Raw genomic sequence first — 20762 nt, forward strand, 5'->3', positions numbered from 1 at the left:
TCGCTTCGTAGGGATGGCCGCATTCCTTGCAGCGCAATCCGGTGAAGGTGGAGCGGGAGAGGGTGGCAGTCACAGTCGCGCCCAGCGGTTGCCTGAGGTTAACAGCGTTGGGCGAGGCGCCGATTTAATTCCGACTAGAGAGGTCGGGTATTTATTTGAACCTTGGGCTTGCTGATGGGCCAGGGCTTCCTAGCCTCGGTTTCTGCACCGACTTCTGATGCCAAGGCGCCCCTTGTCTGCCTCCCTGCGTGCGGCGGTCAGCGTGACCCTAGGCCTGGGCCTTTTGTTGGGACTCGGCGTGCTGGGGGCCCGCCTCTGGGTGGAGTGGAGCTGGTTTGAGCAATTTGCCAAAGGCCCGGTACTGCTGCGCCGCTGGCTGCTGCAGGTTGGCCTGATGGGCCTGGGTTTGGGGCTGGGCCTGGGACTGCAGGGCTGGCTAAGCCGGTTTTGGCGTTCAGGCTCGGCCGACACCGGCGAGCGGCGCTTTGGCCTGGCCCCAGCTGGCTATGCCGCCGCCCTGGGGCTTCTCGCCCTGGCCCAGCTGGTGCCGCTAGCTCTGCTTTTGCGCCTGGCCCAGCGCCTGGTGCTGACCCCATTCGATCCCCGGCGGCTGCATGGTTTGACCCTGCTCAATGGCCTGCCGTTTTCCCTGCTGGTGCTGCTGGCCGGTCTGCTGGCGGCCCTGCTGGTCTGGCCGCGGCGGGCACCCCGGCTGGTGGCGGCGCTGGCCTCTTTGGCTACGGCCACGGTGCTGGGCCGGGCTTGGGGGGTGTGGTCGCTGGCCTTGCTGGCTCCTGACAGTGGCGTGCGGGAGCCGATGCTCTGGGCAGACATCAGCTTCGGCCTGGTGCGTTTCCCTGCCCTGGCCCTGGGGCTAACCCTGCTGCTTGCCCTTGGTACCTGCCACCTGGCGGCGGGGCTCTGGGGCCTGCTGGCCCGCCCCCCCCAGCTAAGCGATGGCCGTTTCCACGGTTTCACCCCAGCCCAGTTGGTGCAGTTGCGCTGGCCGCTCGGCTCGCTGGCCCTGCTGGTAGCCGGCAGTTTTTGGCTTGGCCGTCACCAGCTGCTGCTCAGCGCCGCCGGCAGCGTGCCCGGTGCCGGCTGGCTCGACGTCCATCTGGTGTTGCCCCTGCGCACCATGGCGGCATTGGTGGCTCTACTCACGGCTGTCGCCCTGCTGCTGCCCCTGCCGCGCCGGGGCATTCGGGGACCCTTACTGGGGGCGGTCTCATTGGCGCTGCTGCTGGTGCCCTTGCTTGAGGTCGTGCTTACCCCGGTGCTGCAGCTGCTGCTGGTTAGGCCGCGGGAGTTGCAGCTGGAAACCACCTATCTGGCGCGCTCAATCCGGGCTACCCGGGCAGCATTCCAACTTGATGGCATCAGCACTCGTTTCGTTAAGCCACGGCGGCGCCTCACCCGCGCTGATGTGCGGGCAAGCCAGGCCACCCTGCGCAACATTCGCCTTTGGGACAGTCAGCCCCTGCTCTCCACCAACCGCCAGCTGCAGCAGCTGCGGGTGTACTACCGCTTCTCAGCCGCTGCGGTAGACCGCTACAACCTGGCGCCAAATCAGGGCCAGGGGCGCCAACTGGTGTTCATCACGGCGCGGGAGCTAGATCAGGCCTCCCTGCCTCCGGCAGCTCGCACCTGGCTTAACACCCATTTGGTGTTTACCCATGGCTACGGCTTCACGGTTTCGCCGGTTAACACCAGCAGTCCTGATGGCTTGCCCGATTACTTCATTAGCGACCTAGGCGCATCAACCAGGGTGCAGGGCAATGCCCAGCTGGGCATCACCACTGCCCAGGTGCGCGCCGGCATCCCCATCGGCAAGCCCAGCCTCTATTTCGGGGCACTGGTGTCGCCCTATGCCCTTGCTCCCACCAAGGTGCAGGAGTTTGACTACCCCCAGGGTGATGAAAATCTCTACACCCACTACGGCGGCTCAGCTGGTGTGCCGATCGGTTCTGCTTGGGGCCGGCTAGCGGCGGCCACATATCTGCGAGAGCCGAAGTTGCTGATGCAGGGGGCGATTACTCCCCAGACCAGGCTGCTGCTGCGCAGGGAGGTTCGCCAGGGCCTGAGCAGCATGGCCCCGTTTGTGCGCTTCGAAGGTGATCCCTATTTGGTGTCGGTGCAACTCGATAAGCCGGGTCCCTTTGCCCGCGATCAACACCAGTTTTGGATTGTGGAGGGCTTTACCACCAGCCGCAGCTATCCATACAGCGCTGCCGTGCCTGGCGACGCCGATATCCGCTACCTACGCAATTCGGTGAAGGCGGTAGTAGACGCTTACAACGGCACGGCCGTGCTTTACGTGGCCGAACCGGATGATCCAATCATCGCCGGTTGGCAGCGCTTGTTTCCGGATCTTTTTCAGCCGCTAGCGGCGATGCCTAAGCCCCTGCAGGCCCATATTCGCTATCCCCAGCGCCAGTTCGAGCTGCAGACCTCCCAGCTACTGCGTTATCACGTCACCGATCCGCGCGTTTTCTACAGCGGTGATGACGTGTGGCAGGTGCCCAAGGAGCTCTACGGGCGCAGTCAGATTACGGTGAAGCCTTATCACATCAGCGCCCAACTCACCCCAGAGTTACCGCCTGAATTCTTGCTGCTGCAGCCGCTCACGCCCTTGGCCCGTCCCAACCTGGCCGCCTGGTTGGCGGCCCGCAGCGACGCCCCCAACTACGGCGAATTGGTGTTGCTGCGCTTCCCAACCCAGACGCCAATCTTCGGTCCGGAGCAGGTTCAGGCCTTGATTAACCAGGACCCGCGCATCAGCCAGCAGTTTGGTCTTTGGGATCGGGCCGGATCGGAGGTGATTCAGGGCAATCTGCTGGTGGTGCCAGTGGGCGAGGCGCTGCTTTATGTGGAGCCCGTTTATCTCAAGGCCCGCAACGGTGGGCTGCCTACCCTGATCCGCGTGGTGGTAAGCGATGGCACCAGGGTGGCGATGGAAACCACCTTGAACCGGGCGATTGCCTCCCTGTTGGCGCCCGGCCCAGCCAACCGATCGGGCTTATGAAAAGGCCCCGTAAGGGGCCATAAAAAAGGCCCCGTAAGGGGCCGGTGATCTCCATGGCTGGAGCATTAGTTGGGGTATGGCCAGATCAGGCTGCGACTGCTGCCTTGGGGTCAAGGGCGCCCTTGGCGTAGAGGCCGGCGTAGTAGTTGATGTCGCGCTGTTTGATCTTGCTGGCGTTGCCGGCACACCAGAACTGCTGATAGCGATCCAGGCACACCTGCTTCATGTACTGGCGGGCAGGCTTGTTGAAGTGGCGGGGATCGAAGTTGGCGGGATCCTTGAAGGCCGCTTCCCGAACAGCTGCGGTGAAGGCCAGGCGGTTATCGGTGTCGATGTTCACCTTGCGCACGCCATTGCGGATGCCCTCCTGGATCTCTTCGACGGGGACGCCGTAGGTCTCGGGAATGGCGCCGCCAAACTTGTTGATCATGTCGAGCCACTCCTGGGGTACCGAGGATGAGCCGTGCATCACCAGGTGGGTGTTGGGGATCGCTTTGTGGATCTCAGCGATGCGGCTGATGGCCAGCACTTCACCGGTGGGCTTGCGGGTGAACTTGTAGGCGCCGTGGCTGGTGCCGATGGCGATCGCCAGGGCGTCAACTTTGGTTTTGGCGACGAAATCGGCTGCTTCGGCTGGGTCGGTGAGCAACTGGCTGTGGTCGAGCTTGCCTTCAAAGCCATGGCCGTCCTCGGCCTCACCCATGCCGGTTTCCAGGGAACCCAGGCAACCCAGCTCGCCTTCCACACTCACGCCGATGGCGTGGGCCACGTCCACCACCTCTTTGGTGACAGCCACGTTGTACTCGTAGCTGGCGGGGCTCTTGGCGTCAGCCATCAGCGAGCCATCCATCATCACCGAGGTGAAACCGTTGGCGGCAGCACCAAAGCAGGTGGCAGGGCTGTTGCCGTGGTCCTGGTGCATCACCACCGGGATGTCGGGATAGGTTTCGACTGCGGCCAGGATCAGGTGGCGCAGGAAATTTTCACCGGCGTACTGGCGGGCACCGCGGGAGGCCTGCAGAATCACCGGAGAGTCGGTCTCACTAGCCGCCTCCATGATCGACTGCACCTGCTCCAGGTTGTTTACGTTGAAGGCAGGGATGCCATAGCCGTTCTCAGCGGCATGGTCGAGCAGCAGCCGAAGCGGAACGAGCGCCATGGGAAAACCTCTCGGGGTCGGGAGTTGAACTGGGGGCGACTCTAGGCGATGCCCCTTTGAGTGCCCTGGGCTGCTCCCAGGCGGGCCCAGTCGCAGCAGCGCTGACTCAGCACTGCCTCGCCCAAGCCAGGCAGCATCGGTCGGCCCTCGCGCACCGCCGCACTCCACCAGCTGTGGATGCGCTGCACCGGCGCAATCCGGCCATCGGCCCAGGTGCGAGCAAAGCTCCAGCGGTCATCAGCCTCCACCGGCCGCAATGGCTCTCCCGCCTGGGAGTGCCACAGCCCAAAGCCATGCACGTAGTCGGCCTGGTTGTCGGAGCCCAGCACGGCGGTGCCGTCGCGGCCGTACAGCTCCAGCCAGCAGCCCCGGCCCCTGCGGGTCACGGAGGCCAGGTTGAGCTGGGCCGGCACCTTCTGCCCCAGGGGTGTTTCCAGCTCCAGCTGCACCAAGGCGATGTCTTCGGCATCCACCCTGGCCAGGCGACCACTGCCATCGGCTAGGGGCCGCTGGGTAATTGCCGTGCTCAATTGGGCCCTAAGGGAGTGGCTTGGACCCACCAGCCAGTGCAGGGTGTCAAAGGCATGGGTGCCCAGCGCTCCCAGCACCCCGCCACCTTCGGCTGCCTGGGAATACCAGCTCCAGGGGCGCGAGGGGTCAGCTCGGCTGCCCATCAGCCAGTCATATTTCACCAGCACCAGTTCACCGAGGACGCCACTGGCCAGCAGGTCGGCGAGCTGCTGGAACAGGGGAACGGCCCGGTATTCAAAGTCGACCGCCACGGTTAGCCCCCGCTGCAGGGCCAGCCGTTGCAGGCTCTCGATCTGCTCGGCGTTGAGGGCAACGGGCTTCTCCAGCAGCAGGTGCTTGCCCGCTTCCAGGGCGCGCCTGGCTAGATCAAAACGCGGCCCCGGCGGGGTGGCGATCACGATCGCCTCGACGGCCGGATTGGCCAGCAGCTCGTCGAAGTTGCTGTGGCCAGGCAGTTCGGCGCTGCGGCAGGCGGCGTCCAGTCGCTCGGGGCGCGGGTGCCAGAGGGCCACCGGCTCGGTGCCGGGGCAGGCGCGCAATGCGGGTAGGTGCACGGCCTCGCCAAAGCCCAGGCCAGCAATGGCGACCTTCAGCGGGGGAGCGCTCATGAGAGTCCCTCTGCTGCGGCTGCACAAACTTCGCCGATCACGCTGCTGATCAGGTTGTCTCCCGATGCCGGCTGCCATTCAGCCCTGAACTGGGGTAGGCCGTTGATAGAGGTGTCGCGGAACAGCTCCTGGCCGCAGTCAATTTCCATCACGTAGAGATCGGATAGGGGCCTGGGTTGCTCCTCGCTGACAGGTTTTTGGAAGCGTGTCAGCACCGAAATATTGCCGCCGCGGCTGGGGCGCAGGCTGCCGCCGTCCCACCACTGGCGTCCCTCGCTGGTGCTGGCCACCTCATGCCAGTCGACCGGGCCGGCTAGGGCCCTTCCAGGCGTGGCGGCCAGGATTCCCACGACCAGCAACATCAGCAGCAGGGAGCGGGCTGTACGGCTCAGGTAGCTCATGCCGGCACCGTTTCACGGCAGCCGTGCATGGTCAGCAGGCTGGCCAGGGTTGCCTTGAATTCAGTGCGATCCACGATCGCGTCAACGAAGCCGTGGTCGCGCAGGTATTCGGCGGTTTGGAAGCCCTCGGGCAGCTTTTCGCGCAGGGTCTGCTCGATCACCCGGCGGCCGGCGAAGCCGATCAGGGCTTTGGGCTCGGCCAGGATTAAGTCGCCCAACATGGCGAAGCTGGCAGTTACACCCCCTGTGGTGGGGTAGGTGAGCAGGGGCAGGTAAAGCAGCTCTGCCTGACGGTGCCGCTCCAGGGCGCCGGAGATTTTGGCCATCTGCATCAAGCTCAGCATCCCCTCCTGCATGCGGGCACCACCGGAGGCGCAGACAATCAGCACCGGTATGCGCCGGGCGGTGGCGGTTTCGATCAGGCGGGTGAGCTTCTCGCCCACCACCGAACCCATCGACCCGCCCATGAAGCGGAAATCCATTACCCCTAGGGCCAGGGGTAGGCCACTGGTGCGGCAGATACCGGTAACCACGGCGTCGCGCAGACCCGTGCTCTGCTGGCTATCGCGGATGCGATCGGCGTAGCTACGCCGGTCCTTGAAGGCGAGGGGGTCGGTGGGCGAGAGCCCGGTATCCATGGGCTCGAAGCTGCCCGGGTCGGCGATCAGGGCGATGCGCTCAGCGCTGTCGATGCGGTTGTGGTGGCCACATCCCTTGCAAACGCTGGCGTTAGCTACCAGGTCTTTGCGATACACCACCAAACTGCATTCCGGGCACTTGCTCCAGAGACCATCGCCCTCCTCCGGCTCCTGGGTGACCCGCACGGTTGGGGCATTTTTCTGGCGATCCGCAAACCAGTCGAATAGCGACATGCGGCGTTTACCAACAGCTCAACCTATTTAAGGCGCTTCACCACACCAGCCCCAGCACGGTCAGCCACAGGTCGTTGCCGAGTAGCCACACGGCGGCTCCTCCAGCTGCAAGGAAGGGGCCAAAGGGAAAGGGCTGGTGCTTGCCCAGCAGGCCGCTGAGCCGGCCGATGCTGCCCAGCACCGCCCCAGCAAACACCGCCAGGATCACGGTGATGCCAAGCCCGGTGAGACCAAGCCAAGCCCCCAGCAGGGCAGCCAGTTTGGCGTCTCCCAGGCCGAGGGCTGGCCGGCCGATTGCCTTGTGGGCCAAGGCACTGACCGTTTCAAAGCCAACCAGGCCAACTCCAGCGGCCACCAGATGGTGAAACAGCAGCTCTCTGCCGATCTGGTCACCCTGCTGGAAGCCGATCACTGCGGTCACCGCCAGGCCTAATAACAGGCCAATTCGGCACAGGGGTTCGGGCAACCAGAGGCGATCGAGATCGATCAACACCAGCGGCAGCAGCCAGCTCAACAGCAGCCAGCCTGCGGCTACCAGCAGCCAGGGCTGGGGCTGGCTGCCCATGGCGCTCGGCTGGGCCAGCAGGGCCGCTACCCAGAGCCCGGCGCTAAGCAGCTCCACCAGGGGGTAGCGGCAGGAGATAGGAGCACCGCAGTGGCCACAGCGTCCCCGCAACAGCAACCAGCCCAGTAGGGGCACATTTTCAAACCAGCGCAGCCGGCTGCCGCAACGGGGGCAGTGGCTGGGTGGCAGCACGATCGATTCCTCCCGAGGCAGGCGCCAGGCCACCAAATTGAGAAAGCTGCCCACGCAGGACCCAAGTAGCGCCACCACAACGGGCACGGCTGGGGAGCTGGCAAGCAGCGGAGCAAGGGCGCTCAAACGGGCCTCAGGCGAGGGGGGGAGAGGACGGTTTGCGGGGTAGACGCAGCCTGGCTGCACCGCTCCGTGCCAGGCGGCCCCGGATCAAATCAATGGGCACAAATTGCTCATCTGGCAGCAGCACAGGCTGGTCGAAAACAATCCTGCCCTGCAATATTTGCTTGCTATTGAGCACTACGCCGGATGGTTCGTGGCCGGCGTTACCGAGCTCCAAAGACTGAAACAAGATGCGGCGAGCTGCCTGAATCACCAGGCTGCTGTTGATCTGGTCGAGACGCAATGAGTCTGCGGCCTTGGTTTTGGCAGCCCCCGGAATCAAAAACGACGGGGAAGGATTCTTCGTGGGTGTGGCGAAGGAGATCGGCCTCACCAAAACGAATGGCAACCCCAGAATAGGGGTTGCCATTGCAATCAGGACAGCTTCTTCTTCTCTTCGATCATGCGATGGATGATCGGCGTAAGGATCAGCTCCATGGCGAAGCCCATTTTGCCGCCATCTACCACGATCGAGGTGGGGCTCGACATGAACGAGTCGTGGATCATGTCGAGTAGGTAGGCGAAGTCGATGCCCCACTTTTCGCGGGCACCCTTGCGGAAGTGGATGATCACGAAGGATTCATCCGGCGTGGGGATCTCCCGGATCATGAAGGGATTGGAGGTGTCCACCGTCGAAACCCGCTGGAAGTTGATATCCGTGAGGCTGAACTGGGGGCAGATGTGGTTGATGTAATCCGGCATGCGGCGCAGGATCGTGTCCACCGTGGCCTCAGCCGAATAGCCGCGCTCCTTGTTGTCACGAGCGATCTTCTGGATCCACTCCAGGTTCACGACCGGCACCACGCCAACGAGTAGATCAGCCAATCCGGCTACGTCGTAACCCTCGCCCTTGACGCCACCGTGCAGACCTTCATAGAAGAGCAGGTCGGTGCCGTTGGGGATGGCTTCCCAGGGAGTGAACTGGCCGGGATCCAGGTTGGTGCCGAGGCGGGCGTTGTGCTCGGCGGCTTCTTCAATGGAGTGCAGGTAGTAGCGCTTCTGGCCACTGCCGGTTTCTCCGTAGGCCTTGAACAGCTCTTCGAGCTTGTCAAACAGGTTTGCTTCGGGGCCGAAGTGGGAGAAGTTTTCACCATTGGCCAAGGCGGTGGCCATGGCTTCCTTCATCGGGCCCCGCTCGTAGCGGTGGTAGCTGTCGCCCTCCACCACTGCAGGTGTTATACCCTCGCGCTTAAAAATGTGCTCAAAGGCGCGCTTGACAGTGCTGGTGCCTGCGCCGGAGGAACCGGTGACAGAAACAACCGGGTGACGCTTCGACATGCGCAGGAATCAACGAAACTGACCGCGAGTTTGGCAGGTCGCCGGCACCTACCCCGCCAGGGCAGCTAGCAGCTGCTCTCCCATGGCGCGGCAGCCCAGCTGGGTGCAGCCCTCGCTCATCAGGTCGCCGGTGCGGTAGCCAGCGGCCAGCACCCGGTCGACGGCGGTTTCTAGGGCGGTGGCAGCGGCGTCTTGCTGCAGGCCGACCCGCAGCATCATGGCGGCGCTGAGCACCATCGCCATCGGGTTTGCCTTGTCCTGGCGGGCGATGTCGGGGGCGGAGCCATGGATCGGCTCAAACAGGCCAGGCCCGCTGGACCCCAGGGAGGCGGAGGGCAGCATGCCGATCGAGCCGCTCAACATGGCGGCCTCATCACTGAGGATGTCGCCGAAGAGGTTGCTGGTGAGCAGCACGTCGAATTGGCGGGGATTGCGCACCAGCTGCATGGCGGCGTTATCAACGTACATATGGCTGAGTTCCACCGTCGGGTAGTCGGCCGCCATGGCGGTGACCTGGTCGCGCCAGAGCTGGCTCACATCGAGCACGTTGGCCTTGTCCACGCTGCAAAGCCGGCCGCTTCTGGCCACGGCCAACTCGAACGCCACCTTGGCGATGCGGTCGATCTCGTCGTCGAAGTAGGCCATGGTGTTGAAGGCCCGCACCCGACCCTCAGCCTCGACGCGTCCCTTGGGGGTGCCGAAATAGACGCCGCCGGTGAGCTCGCGCACCACCATCAGATCCACCCCTTCGATCACCTCGCGCTTGAGGGTGGAGGCATCGATCAGGGCCGGGATGATCTTCACCGGCCGCAGGTTGGCGAACAGGCCCAACGCTGATCTCAGCCCCAGCAGGCCCGATTCCGGGCGCTGCTCCCGGGGCAGGCTGTCGTATTGGGGCGAGCCGATGGCGGCGAGTAGCACCGCATCGGCGGCCTTGCAGGCCTCGAGGGTGCTGTTGGGTAGGGGCTCGCCGGTGGCGTCAATGGCTACGCCGCCCATGGGCTGCTCGTCGTAGACGAGGCTGAAGCCATGGCTGCTGCTGACAGCATCAAGCAGCTGGCGGGCTACCGCCATGATTTCCGGGCCGATGCCGTCGCCGGGAAGCAGGGTGATTCGGTAGCTGGTCGTCATTGGGGGGTGGGGCGCCGCCGGCGAGGCTAGGGCTTGGCCTGCTTCTCCAGCTGCCGCAGGGCTTTGGCTAGCTCAGGCAGCTTGTTAAATATGGCTGAGCTGCGCAGCCAGAGGCGGTTGGAGATGGCCGGATAGCCGCTCACTACCTCGCCGGCGGCCACCTCGCCATGCACCCCAGATTTGGAGCTGGCGATGGCTCGGTCGCCCATCACCGCCTTGTTTGCTAGCCCCACCTGGCCCGCCAAAATCACGCCATTGCCGAGGCGGGCCCCGCCGGCGATGCCCACCTGGGCCGCCAGGGCGCAGCCCTTGCCGGTGCTGACGCCATGGCCGATATGCACCAGGTTGTCGATCTTCGTGCCGGCGCCGATGCGGGTTTCACCTACTGAGGGTCTGTCGATGGTGCTGCCGCAACCCACCTCAACCCCCTCCTCCAGAACTACCTGGCCGGTCTGGGGCATCTTGCGCCAGCCATTGGCGGTGGGTACGAAGCCAAAGCCCTCGCTGCCCACCACGGCATTGGAGTGCACGACGCAGCCCCGGCCCAGGCGGCTGCCGGGGTGCAGAACGGCACCGGCGTGCAGCTCGCAGTCGTCACCGATCTGCACGTCTTCGTAGAGCACCACATGGGGGTGGAGTACGCAGCTGGCGCCGATCTGCACGTTGGCGCCGATCACGACCAGGGGGCCTAGGTGGGATCCCATGCCGACTACTGCGCTTGGATCGACCACTGCACTGGGGTGGATGCCAGCGGCGGGCTGGCGGCGGGGGTGGAGAGCAGCGAGGGCCTCGGCAAAAGCCAGGCGTGGATCAGCAAGGGCGATCCAGGCCAGGCCCCGCTCCTGGGCCAGCTGCTGCAGGGCTGGGGCCTCGTCGCCGCGGGCTGGCAGCAGGATGGCTCCGGCGTTGCTGCCGGCCAGGGCAGCAGCTAGGGCGTTGCCTGGTTCCAGAAAAGTGAGCTGATCAGCTTGGGCCTGATCTAGGGCTGCCGCCCCGTGTAGCTCGGGGTCGTCAGCGAGATGCCGCAGGCTGGCATCCGTAACTTCGCTGAGCTGGCTGAGCAGTTCGCTGAAGCGCATGCCAGGGAAGAGAAGCGGGGCGAATCGTAGGTCCAGCCTTAACAGCTGGTGAGCACCAGCTGGTCGCGGTGCACCACCTCAACGCCGGAGCTGCCCATCAGCTCTCGCAGCTCGGTGCTGCTAAGGCTGGCCAGACCCCGACCCAGTTCGCGCCCATCACTGGCCAGCAGGCGCACCGCCTCGCGGCGCTCGAAATCGCCAACCACCGCTTGTACTCCCACGGCCAGCAGGGAGGCTCCCTGCTGGGTTAGGGCCCTCTCGGCGCCGGCGTCTAGCTGCAGGCTGCCCTTGGGCAGGAGCGCGTGGGCCAGCCAGCCCTTGCGGTCGGGAAGGGGGGTGGGGCTGGGCTGGAACAGGGTGCCGACCCGCTCGCCGGCCAGCAGGGCATCGAGTACGGCGGGGTCACGGCCGTCAGCCAGGCGCACCCGGATGCCGCTGGAGGTGGCGATGCGGGCTGCAGTGAGTTTGGTGGTCATGCCGCCAGTGCCCCACTGACCTCCGCCGGTGGCCACCGATTGCAGGCTGTCGAGCTCGGCCAGGCTGGCCACCTCCTCAATCGGCCGGGCCTCGGCATCGCTGCGGGGGTCGCCTGAATAAAGGCTGTCCACGTCGGTGAGCAGCACTAGCTCATCGGCGCCTATCGCCACGGCCACCAGGGCCGAAAGGGTGTCGTTGTCGCCGAAGCGCAGTTCGTCGGTGGCCAGGGTGTCGTTTTCGTTGACCACCGGCACCACTCCCCAGGTAAGCAGCTGCTCGAGGGTGCGGCAGGCGTTCTGGTAGCGGAGGCGGGAGGCTAGATCGCCGCGGGTCAGCAGCACTTGGGCTACCGCCAGACCACGCACGGCGAAAGCGTCTTGGTAGAGGGCCATCAGCCGGCCCTGGCCCACGGCGGCGGCGGCCTGGAGAGCCACCACTTCGCTGGGGCGCTGCCCCAGGCCAAGGGCTTCGCAGCCCAGACCCACGGCCCCACTGGTAACCAGGGCGATGGTTTCGCCCTGGCGCCGTTGGCGGCTGAGACTGGCAGCTAGATCGGCGATCACCGCTGCGGTGGGGCGGTCGGCGCTACCACGCAGCAGGCTGGTGCCCACCTTGATCACTCGGCGCATGGAGTGGGATGGGGTTGTCATCAGCCCAGGCTGGTGCCCACCCAGTTGGCCAGGCGCAGCTCCAGTTTTTGGAGCCGATCCCGCTTGCAAGGCTGACCTTGGGGATCGATCGGTTTCACCAGCACGGTGAATAAGCCAAGCCGGTTACCGGCGATCACATCCGTAAACAGGCGGTCACCGATCAGGGCGACCTCCTGGTGGGGCAGGTTGAGCTCGGCCAGCACCCGACGCAGGGCGCTGCGGCGTGGTTTGCCGGCGGAAATTGTGTAGGGCAGGTCGAGCTGGGCCGCCACTGCTCCGATCCGCTGGCGGGAGGGGTTGTTGCTGAATAGGTGGATAGGCACCTGCTGCCGCGCCTGCTGCAGCCAGCGCAGGGCGCTGGCTGGCAGCTCCGCCTGGCGGCGGGGCAGCAAGGTGCGATCGACATCGAGCACCAGGGCCCGGATCGGTTGGTCGAGCAGCTCCTGCAGGGGCAGCTCGGCCAGGGTGCACTCCCGCAGCCAGTTAGGGCGCAGCAGCTGGCGCAGCATCAGTCGTCGCCCTCGCGCTCTTCTAATTCAGCCTCGATTCGGGGTTGAACCCGCTCAAACTCCTCGCCTTCCACCAGCAAGGCGCCGTCGCCATTCATGCGGGCCACCACGAAGAAGGGATCTAGGGGGATGTACAACCCGTATTCCAGATCGTCTACGAGGAAGCTCACCAGCAACTCGTAGGTCTCGGAGTCGTCATCAGCGTCTTCGTCTTCATCGAGCTCATCGGGTTCGGGCTCGTCCAGTTCGCCGCTGACGGTGAGGGTGACGGCAGAGCGCACCAGGGTGAGGTCGTGCTCCTGCAGCACCACATCGGCAACCGACAGGATCGGCTCGGTGGCATCGATGGTGTCGATCAGTTCTGGGTCTTCGTCGCCGTCGAGGCGGAACAGGCAGACAGGGGTGTCGACCGGCGTGAGCAGCACGTAGTCGTGGCCATCGAGGGGGATCAGCTGCTCGAGGAAGCAGAGCAGCTGGCGGCCGCGGCTGTCGTGCACGAGCACGGTGGGCACATCGGCGGGGATCTCCGAGCTGGACTGGGAAGGGGGTTCGGAACTCATGGGCTGGAATTGGATCTCTTCAGGATGCTGCAGCGTCGGCCGTCTGGCAGCGTTCGATGGTCGCCGGGAGCACCGGATCGGGGCCGTCCTGCAGCCATTGTTCGAGCAGCAGGGCCGCGGCGGCGCTGTCGAGGGCACCGCTGCGGTCGCCGTGAAGCCCGTGGCGCTCGCCGGCGGCCCAGGTGCTGGCATGCTCATTTACCCAGGCCAGGGGTAGCTGCAGCCGGCGGGCCAGGCGCTCGCCATAGCGCTGGCAGTGCAGGGCCTGGGCGGTGAGTTGCCCAGCCGCATCTAGCGGCAGGCCCACCACCAGGGCCAGCACCCGCCGCTGCTGCACAAGGGTGTTCAGATGCTCTAGGTCGCTCGCGAAGGAACCTCGGGCCAGGGCCCGCAGGGGGGTAACGGTGAGGCCGAGGGGGTCACAGCCCGCCAGGCCGATGCGCCGTCGCCCAACGTCGAGGGCCAGCACTGAGCGGGGCTGCGGGGCGCTTCTTGATCGCGTCGCGCTCACAACGGCGGGGCCAGGGGGGTTGGGGTGGGCAGGGGGCGGCGGCGGGGTTGCCACTGCTCAAGCAAGGCATCGATTCGCTGGGCGGCCCGTGCCGGGGCCTGCAGCCCTTGACGCCGCCAGACGCTGCGCGCCATCAGCACCCGCTCGCCTTGCTCCTGAGCTCCCAGGTCAGCCAGCCAGCGCTGGCGAGCTTCGTCGCGCAGGTCACAGCGCAGCCAGAGGGGTTCGCCGGCGCCGAGGCCGGCTTGGGCCTGGTGCAGCAGCAACTCGGTGGCGGCGCCCACCAGGTGTTCCCAGCCGGGATGGACACTCAGCTCCACATCGTGACCACCGCCGGGGTGCTCGCCGATCCAGCGCACGGCTGCCACCGCCTGCTCCCGGCTGGGATCCACCAGCATCCAGCCACGGCCGTGGCTCTGGTCGAGCAGATCTTCGACGCGGCGATCGAGCAGCTGACGCAATTGGGCCGGGCAGGCGGCCTGCTCCAGGTGCCAAAGCAGGGTGGCGCTGCGGCGGTTGAGGGGTGTGAGCTGCAGCTCTGCCGGTGCGGGGCTGCTGGCCGAGATTGGGCTGCCGCCCGCAGGGGCGCCGGGCCAGCACCACAGCCGGTCGCTGCGCAAGGGCTGAAAGCCCTGCTCGCGCAGCATCGCCAGGCGGGTGTCATCGAGGGTTGAGGCCGCAGCAATCCAGCTGGCCGCTCCCCGGGCCCGCTGGATTGCTGCTCGCAGCAAGGTGCTGGCCAGTTCATGGCGGGCGGCGCTTGGGGCCAGGCGCAGGTGCTGCATCTGCCAGCAACTGCCGCTGCGGTTGAGCCGGCGGCAGACGATCAGCCCGAGCGGCTTCTGGCCGCTGAGAGCCACCAGCACCTGGGGTGCGAGCGAGGGCCTAGCCAGAAGCGCCTGCATAAGCCGCTCGGGCAGGCCCAGCAGCACAGCCCGCTGCAGCACTGGTTGCAGGGGCAGAAAGGCGGGATCGGTGAGTAGGGGTAGGTGCCAGCCAGCCAGGGTTTCGAGCCGCCAGCTATCTGGCCCCGGAGGCTCGGGTGGTGCCGGAAGGGCAGAGGGCGGCTGCAGGATCCCGAGCATGGGGGCGTGACCAGTCAGCCGGGTAGCCCAACTGTATCGGCGCCAGAGTTGGCTGCGGCTTGGCTGGGGTTTAGCCGTGCTGGGGGGTCAGCTGGGGCGCACCAGCACCAATGGGGTGCGCTCGTTGGCATTACCAGCCGGGTTGGGACGCAGGGCCCGCTCCAGCAGGGCTTCATCGCAGCCGGGGCTGGAGGCCAGCACCTTGACCCGGCCCAGATCGTTGACGTCTACTACCGCCACGGCAACGCCCAAGGAGCGGGCCATGGCGGCGCAGAAGGCGTCGGGCTGTTGAGGCCCGAGCACAATCGTTTGGTCGTAGGGGGGCGTGGTGCCGGTGATGTCGTCGATCAGGCGGGCTTGGTCGCCGGCAAGGCGATAAAACCAGCCCTTACTGCCCACTAATTTCAGGGCCAGACCAATCAGCCAAGCGCCCAGCACCTGGGCCGGACCGACCACATCGATCAAGGACTGCAGGCCGCAGGCGGTGGCCAGGGAGCTGGTGGGGTGGAACCCACGACAGAGCAGCCGGGCCAGGGCGCTGGGTTGAACTGTGGCCGGGTGGTGATAGCGACCCTGCATCACCGCCAGGGGTGTTTCGCCGATGGTGAGCACATCGCCGGGCTGAATCAGCTCGCCGGCGTAGCGGCGCAGCACGGCTTCTGGGTCGTCGAGCACGCCGAGCAGATGGGTGCCAACCGGCAGCACGCGGCAGCGATCGCCGTCGCGCCAGTGGGCGTCTACGGCGGCCAGGGGTGCGGGCATCTGCAGCGGCACCAACACGCCATCGCGGCGATGGAGGCGGCCGAAGGGGCCGTAGTTGACCCAGAGAATTTCAAGCCAGAGGGTGTCGAGCAGCTGGTCTAGGGACTGGCCCGGGGCGCCGCTCAGGCTGATCTGGATGCGGGCGCTGGTGCTCTTGCGCCCCTTGACTATGTAGGCGGCCCAGTAGCCATCAGGGCGGGATTCCTCATCCGGATGCAGCGCTTCGATCCGACTCGACACCGTGACGCCTGCCAGGTCGCCGCGACCCAGCAGGGTCGGCCGCAGCTCGATCTCCGGCACCATCACCTCCATGCGGTGGTGGGGGTTGTGGATCGTCACCATGCCTGAGACGGTGAGGCCAGCGCTGCCGGCTTCGACGCGGAAGTCTTCAGCCCGCAGCCGCAGCGGCGAGGCGGGGCGCAGGCGATGGCGAAGCTCCAGCACTACCAGGGTGAGGCCCAGCAGCAGGGCCAGCACTAGCAAGAGCTTGAGCAGAACCAGGGCGGCAAGCGATGAGGCCATGGACGAAGGCGCCAATTGCGACGAGGCACGAATCGACGGAGCGTAAATGGCCTAGTGGTCTTAATTTCTCGCAATCACGGAATCGGTGATCGGCATGCGCAAGACCTTCGTGCTCGACACCAACGTGCTGCTGCACGATCCGGCAGCCCTGACCCGCTTTGAAGACAACAACATCCTGATCCCGATCGAGGTGGTCGAGGAGATCGACCGCTTCAAGCGGGATCCAGCTGAAAAGGGACGCAATGCCCGCCAGGTGTCGCGGCTGCTGGACGCTCTGCGCGCCCATGGCAACTTGGCCGATGGGGTGCCCAATGGCGAACAGGGCGGCACGCTCAAGGTGGTGTTTTGCCGGGCCGAAACCCTCAGCCAGCTGCCGCCCGAGCTCAAGGGCGGCAGTGGCGACAACAACATCCTGGCGGTGGCCCTTGAGGAGCAGCGCCTGCAGGCGGTGCTGGGTAGCCAGCCGCCGGTGGTGCTCGTTACCAAGGACACCAACCTGCGCATTAAGGCTGATGCGGTGGGCTTGATCGCCCAGGACTACACCAGCGATCGGGTTGACATCGGCGACCTATACCCCGGCTTCTGTGAGGTGTGGGTGGATGCGGAGCAGATGGATCGGGTCAAGCTGCCGCCAGGACTGGCGGTGGAGGGCCTGGTGCTGGAGGCGCCGCTGCAGGCCAACGAGGGCGTAACCCTGATCGATCGGGCCCAGCCGGCCCACACCCTGCTGGCTCGCTACAACGCCGCCACCGCCAGCCTGCAGCCGCTGCAGCGAGCGCCCAAGGCCAAGCTCGGCCGCATCCAGCCCCGCAACCGGGAGCAGACATTTGCCCTTGATCTGCTGCTGGATCCCAGCATCCAGCTGATCACCCTGGTGGGCAAGGCCGGCACCGGTAAAACCCTGCTCGCCCTGGCCGCTGGGCTGCACCAGGTGGCCGATGAGCGGCTCTACGAGCGCCTGCTGGTGACCCGCCCGGTGATTTCCCTCGGCAAGGAGATCGGCTTTCTGCCAGGCGATCTGGACGAAAAAATGGGTCCCTGGATGCAACCAATCATCGACAACCTCGACTTTCTGCTCGGCGGTAGTGAGGAGGAGGGGCGGGGTGCTGCTCGGGCTGGCGGCAGTCACCGCGGGCCGCGCAGCAATTGGACCGACCTCAAGGGCATGGGCCTGCTCGAGGTGGAGGCGATCAGCTACATCCGTGGTCGTTCGATTCCGCGCCAATTCATGGTGGTGGACGAGGCCCAGAACCTCACCCCCCATGAGGTGAAGACGATCGTGACTCGGGTGGGCGAGGGCACCAAAATTGTGCTTACCGGGGATCCCTACCAGATCGATAATCCCTATGTGGATGCTGAAAGCAACGGCCTTACTTGGCTGGTGGAGCGCTTCAAGGGCCAGCGGCTCGCCGGCCATGTGACCCTGCTGCGGGGTGAGCGCAGTGAACTGGCTGAGCTGGCTGCAAATTTGCTGTAGGGCGGCCAGTTTCTTTTACTGGGGCTGGAAGACGACGTTCCAATCCTGCTTCATATCCACAACTAGCCAGCCCTGCTGGGGAGCCTCCTTTAGGGCTTCTACAAGCTTGCCGGTGCTGGTCGTCTTGGCGTCGTAGGCGTACTCACGTTCAGCGTCGGTGTGATGGACGATCAGCCCTAAACTCGGTCGAGGATTATTGATCGTGGTGTACTGCAACATGGCGTGATCACCATCACTGTTGCCACAGCAAATTACAGGCCTGCGGCCGATAAACTGATGGATTCCGACTGGCTTGCCAGCCTTATCGTTTACAAACAAATAATCAAGGGTTTTGGTGATTACTGGTTTGCCGTCCCGCAGTTCGAATACGGCCCGCGATGTTGAGCCAACAACTTGTTCTGGTGGTATGTCGTAAACCTGTTCCACCCAGGCCCGCATAAAGTCGGCGCCGCCACCTGAAACAATGAAGTTCTTAAAGCCGTTATCGCTTAGATAGCGAAGGAGCTCCTGCATGGGTTGATAGGTGAGCTCGCCATAGGCCTTGCCATAGCGCGGATGGTTGGCCGACCTAAACCATGCCTGCACGGCATCTCGAAATTCTTCTACCGTCATGCCTGCATGGGTGATCGCCAGGATCTGCATCAGGCCATCGAAGTGTTTGCCTTCCAGGAGTTTTGCAAGGTCGCCGTCCAAGGCAGCTTGCACCATGGGGTTTGAGGAGAGGCTCGGCTCTGTGAGGATGCGCAGCTTCAGTTCATCGATGGCAAAAGCCACCTGAAAAGGCAGCGGATTTTCCGGCCAGAGCGTGCCGTCATTGTCATGCACTGCAATGCGTTCGGCTGAAGGCAGGTATGCGGGTGAGTCTTTATTTGTGACTTTGGCGATGAATGCAACAATGGCTCGTTTGACATGCCCTTCATTCCAGGAGGGCAGCGGATCTGCTTGGCAAGAGAGGTCGTATAGCTTTGATTGGGCCACACCGAAATCGCCTATTTGGTAAAGGCTCACGGAGGCTGTTTTGAAGCTAAAGGTCTCAAATGGCTCTGCTACTAAAGCTTCAACAAAATCACTTGTGCCAATGCCCAGGGTCAGATGGGGCTGGTAGTTCGGGCCAGTTCGCGTATCGCTGAAGTTGTTCACGTAGTCAATAGTCGCTTGGCTGATTGCGCCGCCGTCAAGGCGAGGTGCAAAGGCATCATTTGTGCCGTGTTTCACGGCAAATGGCGCGATGGCAGCGATGATTTTTTGCTGGAGTCGGAGCTGCTCGGGAGTCGCCTCGATGTTGAATCCCACTAATTTTAGATTCTCGCTGGCTAATGCAAAGTAGCCAGTTGCTTTGCCTTCAATATTGATCGGGGGCTCTGTACGCAGCACGTTGGCCACGGCATCTGCTACTTGGCCTAGATCTACAGCTTTTATAAATAACTGTAGAATGGTGATATGAGGGGCGTGGTTGGCATCTAGGGGGAAGCTGGCTGGGTGGTTTTCTCGCAGCCGCGCGTTTATCGCCTTTGCTTTCTCAACCGTGGCAGCATCTGGTTCCAGCAGGACGTTGATTGCAATCAGGGGCATCGGCGCAGTGCTGCGAGTAGCAGGCAGTTTGAGCCTATTTTCGCCGGCCGCTCGCCTGGCTCAACAATCCAGGCAAGCGCGGCGCTCAGTGTCGCTGATATCACCGCGCTCGCGCTGCCATTGGCGCCGGCGCAGCTTTTCGTAGGCCTGGCAAAACTCTTCGCCCAGGGCCTGGCGTAGGGCCGAGTCGGCCTTGAAGGCATCGAGGGCCTCGCCGAGGTTGACCGGGAGCCTGCCGCAGCTGGCGGGATCCAGGGGCTTGGCGTAGTTGTCGTTGTCGCTGCGGGGGCCAGGATCGAGCTGGCGCTCAATGCCATCGAGCCCAGCCGCCAGGATTGCAGCCTGCAGCAGGTATGGATGGGCGGCACCATCGGGGAGGCGCAGCTCTAAGCGCTGGTCGTCGGGGATGCGCACCATGTGGGTGCGGTTGTTACCGGTGTAGCTGATGCCGCCCGGACTCCAGGTGGCACCCGAGGTGGTGGGCGGGGCAGCGAGGCGCCGGTAGCTGTTCACCGTGGGGTTGCTCAGGCAGCTCAGGGCCGGGGCATGGGCCAGCAGGCCAGCCAGGAAGTGGTAGGCAAGCGTCGATAGACCGAGCTCGCCGCTGGGATCGTGGAACAGGTTGCGGCCTGCTTGCGAGCTGCCCGCTGTGCCCCACAGGGAGAGGTGGGTGTGGCAGCCATTGCCGGTGAGGGCGGCGAAGGGTTTGGGCATGAAGCTGGCCCTCAGGCCCTGCTGCTCCGCCAGGGATTTCACCATCACCTTGAAAAAGGCGTGGCGATCGGCGGTGGTGAGGGCGTTGGCGTAGGTCCAGTTGACCTCAAATTGGCCGTTGGCGTCCTCGTGATCGGCTTGATAGGGCCCCCAGCCCAGCTGTTCCATCGCCTCCAGCAGGGGGCCGATCAGGGGGTAGCGGCGCATTAAGGCCAGTTGGTCGTAGCAGGGCTTTTCCTGGCTATCGGCGCTATCGCCGATCCGCTCGCCGCTGGGATCGAGTAGGAAAAACTCAGCTTCCACTCCGCTGCGCAGCTCCAGCCCCCGCTCAGCGGCCCGCTCCAGCTGGCGCCGCAGCAGGCGGCGGGGGCACTGCTCCATCGGCTGGCCATTGAGCTGGAGCTCGGCCGCCACCCAGCCCACCCCGGGCTGCCAGGGCAGGGGGGTGAGACTGGCCGCCGCCGGGATCGCCATCACGTCGCCATCGGCTGGTGAGAGATCCAGCCAGGCCGCAAAGCCGGCAAAGCCGGCCCCATCGCGGGCCATTCCCGCCACAGCCGAGGCCGGCACGAGTTTGGCCCGCTGGATGCCAAACAGGTCGGTGAAGGAGATCAGCAGGAAGCGGAGCTGCAGCTCCTGCATTCGCTGGGCGAGATCAGACATGGGAGGGCTGCTGGAGGAGGGTTTCAACGATCCGGCTCAGCTGCCGCTGCTCGGCAGGACTGCTGTGGGGGTTGCCCGCCCGGTGGCCGAGCTCTGAGGGGATCACGTGCAGCTCCGCCCCGGGGATGGCGTCGGCGTCGGCGGCAAGGTCTTCGAGCGGGAAGTAGAGGTCGTGGCTGCCGGCCACCACGGCGGTGCGGGCGGTAATGCGGCCCAGGCTTGCGGCCAAATCGCCTCCGGCGGCCACGTCGTGGGCC

General features: G+C 65.0%; 19 protein-coding genes and 1 pseudogene. 2 read left to right on the plus strand and 18 right to left on the minus strand.

Features of this window, described 5'->3' with window-relative positions; translation table 11 throughout:
- The first annotated feature begins 232 nt into the window (after positions 1–232).
- Entirely contained in the window at positions 233–3025 is a 2793-nt protein-coding gene (locus tag KBY74_RS08265; protein ID WP_254942287.1) for a UPF0182 family protein, read from the plus strand.
- Between the two features lie 85 nt (positions 3026–3110).
- Here the strand turns inward: KBY74_RS08265 and fba are convergent, their stop codons facing one another.
- The 15 genes from fba to KBY74_RS08340 form a co-directional block, all read right to left on the minus strand.
- Entirely contained in the window at positions 3111–4184 is a 1074-nt protein-coding gene (fba, locus tag KBY74_RS08270) for a class II fructose-bisphosphate aldolase (protein WP_106501579.1), read from the minus strand.
- A 41-nt stretch (positions 4185–4225) separates the two neighbouring features.
- Complete coding sequence (locus tag KBY74_RS08275) at positions 4226–5323, minus strand: Gfo/Idh/MocA family protein (RefSeq protein WP_254942288.1); 1098 nt, start codon at positions 5321–5323, stop codon at positions 4226–4228.
- Positions 5320–5724 carry a hypothetical protein gene (locus KBY74_RS08280; protein ID WP_254942289.1) on the minus strand — a complete coding sequence of 135 codons (405 nt, stop codon included), beginning with the start codon at positions 5722–5724 and terminating at the stop codon, positions 5320–5322. The genes KBY74_RS08275 and KBY74_RS08280 overlap by 4 nt, the downstream gene beginning before the upstream one ends.
- A complete protein-coding gene (accD, locus tag KBY74_RS08285) occupies positions 5721–6596 on the minus strand; it encodes an acetyl-CoA carboxylase, carboxyltransferase subunit beta (protein ID WP_254942290.1) in 876 nt (291 codons plus the stop codon). Before accD ends, KBY74_RS08280 begins: the two co-directional genes overlap by 4 nt.
- Before the next feature lie 37 nt (positions 6597–6633).
- Positions 6634–7479 carry an A24 family peptidase gene (locus KBY74_RS08290; protein WP_254942291.1) on the minus strand — a complete coding sequence of 282 codons (846 nt, stop codon included), beginning with the start codon at positions 7477–7479 and terminating at the stop codon, positions 6634–6636.
- Positions 7480–7486: 7 nt separating this feature from the next.
- Complete coding sequence (locus KBY74_RS08295; RefSeq protein WP_254942292.1) at positions 7487–7885, minus strand: hypothetical protein; 399 nt, start codon at positions 7883–7885, stop codon at positions 7487–7489.
- 5 nt (positions 7886–7890) lie between these two features.
- Positions 7891–8793, minus strand: a complete 903-nt coding sequence (locus KBY74_RS08300) for a phosphoribulokinase (RefSeq protein ID WP_254942293.1) — start codon at positions 8791–8793, stop codon at positions 7891–7893.
- A 48-nt stretch (positions 8794–8841) separates the two neighbouring features.
- The gene (gene leuB, locus KBY74_RS08305; protein WP_254942294.1) at positions 8842–9924 is read right to left on the minus strand and encodes a 3-isopropylmalate dehydrogenase; all 1083 of its coding nucleotides are present in this window, start codon (positions 9922–9924) and stop codon (positions 8842–8844) included.
- A gap of 26 nt (positions 9925–9950) precedes the next feature.
- Complete coding sequence (gene lpxD, locus KBY74_RS08310; RefSeq protein WP_254942295.1) at positions 9951–11003, minus strand: UDP-3-O-(3-hydroxymyristoyl)glucosamine N-acyltransferase; 1053 nt, start codon at positions 11001–11003, stop codon at positions 9951–9953.
- A gap of 38 nt (positions 11004–11041) precedes the next feature.
- A complete protein-coding gene (proB, locus tag KBY74_RS08315; protein WP_254942296.1) occupies positions 11042–12130 on the minus strand; it encodes a glutamate 5-kinase in 1089 nt (362 codons plus the stop codon).
- Positions 12130–12639: a YqeG family HAD IIIA-type phosphatase gene (locus tag KBY74_RS08320; RefSeq protein ID WP_254942297.1), complete on the minus strand. Its 510-nt coding sequence runs from the start codon at positions 12637–12639 to the stop codon at positions 12130–12132. Before KBY74_RS08320 ends, proB begins: the two co-directional genes overlap by 1 nt.
- On the minus strand, positions 12639–13199 hold the full coding sequence (locus KBY74_RS08325) for a DUF3727 domain-containing protein (RefSeq protein ID WP_254942298.1): 561 nt from the start codon (positions 13197–13199) through the stop codon (positions 12639–12641). Before KBY74_RS08325 ends, KBY74_RS08320 begins: the two co-directional genes overlap by 1 nt.
- Before the next feature lie 19 nt (positions 13200–13218).
- Positions 13219–13710, minus strand: coding sequence for a Holliday junction resolvase RuvX (gene ruvX, locus KBY74_RS08330; RefSeq protein WP_254942299.1), 492 nt, complete (start codon positions 13708–13710; stop codon positions 13219–13221).
- Positions 13707–14795 (minus strand): GNAT family N-acetyltransferase, encoded by a 1089-nt coding sequence (locus KBY74_RS08335; RefSeq protein WP_254942300.1) that lies wholly within the window; start codon positions 14793–14795, stop codon positions 13707–13709. The genes ruvX and KBY74_RS08335 overlap by 4 nt, the downstream gene beginning before the upstream one ends.
- An 87-nt stretch (positions 14796–14882) precedes the next feature.
- Entirely contained in the window at positions 14883–16079 is a 1197-nt protein-coding gene (locus KBY74_RS08340; protein ID WP_254942301.1) for a F420-0:Gamma-glutamyl ligase, read from the minus strand.
- Between the two features lie 94 nt (positions 16080–16173).
- On the opposite strand from KBY74_RS08340, the gene KBY74_RS08345 reads away from it, so the two are divergent.
- Positions 16174–17556 carry a PhoH family protein gene (locus KBY74_RS08345; RefSeq protein WP_254942302.1) on the plus strand — a complete coding sequence of 461 codons (1383 nt, stop codon included), beginning with the start codon at positions 16174–16176 and terminating at the stop codon, positions 17554–17556.
- A 15-nt stretch (positions 17557–17571) separates the two neighbouring features.
- On the opposite strand, the gene KBY74_RS08350 is transcribed toward KBY74_RS08345, so the two are convergent.
- The 3 genes and pseudogenes from KBY74_RS08350 to KBY74_RS08360 form a co-directional block, all read right to left on the minus strand.
- Positions 17572–19128: a haloacid dehalogenase-like hydrolase gene (locus KBY74_RS08350; RefSeq protein WP_254942303.1), complete on the minus strand. Its 1557-nt coding sequence runs from the start codon at positions 19126–19128 to the stop codon at positions 17572–17574.
- Between the two features lie 60 nt (positions 19129–19188).
- A complete protein-coding gene (gene glnT, locus KBY74_RS08355; RefSeq protein WP_254942304.1) occupies positions 19189–20505 on the minus strand; it encodes a type III glutamate--ammonia ligase in 1317 nt (438 codons plus the stop codon).
- Positions 20498–20762: pseudogene (locus KBY74_RS08360) on the minus strand (homoserine acetyltransferase); the annotation flags it as partial. The pseudogene KBY74_RS08360 and the gene glnT, both read right to left, overlap by 8 nt.

Source organism: Cyanobium sp. A1C-AMD, assembly GCF_024346495.1.
In the GTDB taxonomy this organism is placed as follows: Bacteria; Cyanobacteriota; Cyanobacteriia; order PCC-6307; family Cyanobiaceae; genus Cyanobium_A; species Cyanobium_A usitatum.

What these genes read in the sequence shown, in the direction of transcription:
- fba (WP_106501579.1), bottom strand. Translation starts at nt 4,184, where the DNA reads ATGGCGCTCGTTCCGCTTCGGCTGCTGCTCGACCATGCCGCTGAGAAC.
- KBY74_RS08275 (WP_254942288.1), bottom strand. Translation starts at nt 5,323, where the DNA reads ATGAGCGCTCCCCCGCTGAAGGTCGCCATTGCTGGCCTGGGCTTTGGC.
- KBY74_RS08280 (WP_254942289.1), bottom strand. Translation starts at nt 5,724, where the DNA reads ATGAGCTACCTGAGCCGTACAGCCCGCTCCCTGCTGCTGATGTTGCTG.
- accD (WP_254942290.1), bottom strand. Translation starts at nt 6,596, where the DNA reads ATGTCGCTATTCGACTGGTTTGCGGATCGCCAGAAAAATGCCCCAACC.
- KBY74_RS08295 (WP_254942292.1), bottom strand. Translation starts at nt 7,885, where the DNA reads ATGGCAACCCCTATTCTGGGGTTGCCATTCGTTTTGGTGAGGCCGATC.
- KBY74_RS08300 (WP_254942293.1), bottom strand. Translation starts at nt 8,793, where the DNA reads ATGTCGAAGCGTCACCCGGTTGTTTCTGTCACCGGTTCCTCCGGCGCA.
- leuB (WP_254942294.1), bottom strand. Translation starts at nt 9,924, where the DNA reads ATGACGACCAGCTACCGAATCACCCTGCTTCCCGGCGACGGCATCGGC.
- lpxD (WP_254942295.1), bottom strand. Translation starts at nt 11,003, where the DNA reads ATGCGCTTCAGCGAACTGCTCAGCCAGCTCAGCGAAGTTACGGATGCC.
- proB (WP_254942296.1), bottom strand. Translation starts at nt 12,130, where the DNA reads ATGACAACCCCATCCCACTCCATGCGCCGAGTGATCAAGGTGGGCACC.
- KBY74_RS08320 (WP_254942297.1), bottom strand. Translation starts at nt 12,639, where the DNA reads ATGCTGCGCCAGCTGCTGCGCCCTAACTGGCTGCGGGAGTGCACCCTG.
- KBY74_RS08325 (WP_254942298.1), bottom strand. Translation starts at nt 13,199, where the DNA reads ATGAGTTCCGAACCCCCTTCCCAGTCCAGCTCGGAGATCCCCGCCGAT.
- KBY74_RS08335 (WP_254942300.1), bottom strand. Translation starts at nt 14,795, where the DNA reads ATGCTCGGGATCCTGCAGCCGCCCTCTGCCCTTCCGGCACCACCCGAG.
- KBY74_RS08340 (WP_254942301.1), bottom strand. Translation starts at nt 16,079, where the DNA reads ATGGCCTCATCGCTTGCCGCCCTGGTTCTGCTCAAGCTCTTGCTAGTG.
- KBY74_RS08345 (WP_254942302.1), top strand. Translation starts at nt 16,174, where the DNA reads ATGCGCAAGACCTTCGTGCTCGACACCAACGTGCTGCTGCACGATCCG.
- KBY74_RS08350 (WP_254942303.1), bottom strand. Translation starts at nt 19,128, where the DNA reads ATGCCCCTGATTGCAATCAACGTCCTGCTGGAACCAGATGCTGCCACG.
- glnT (WP_254942304.1), bottom strand. Translation starts at nt 20,505, where the DNA reads ATGTCTGATCTCGCCCAGCGAATGCAGGAGCTGCAGCTCCGCTTCCTG.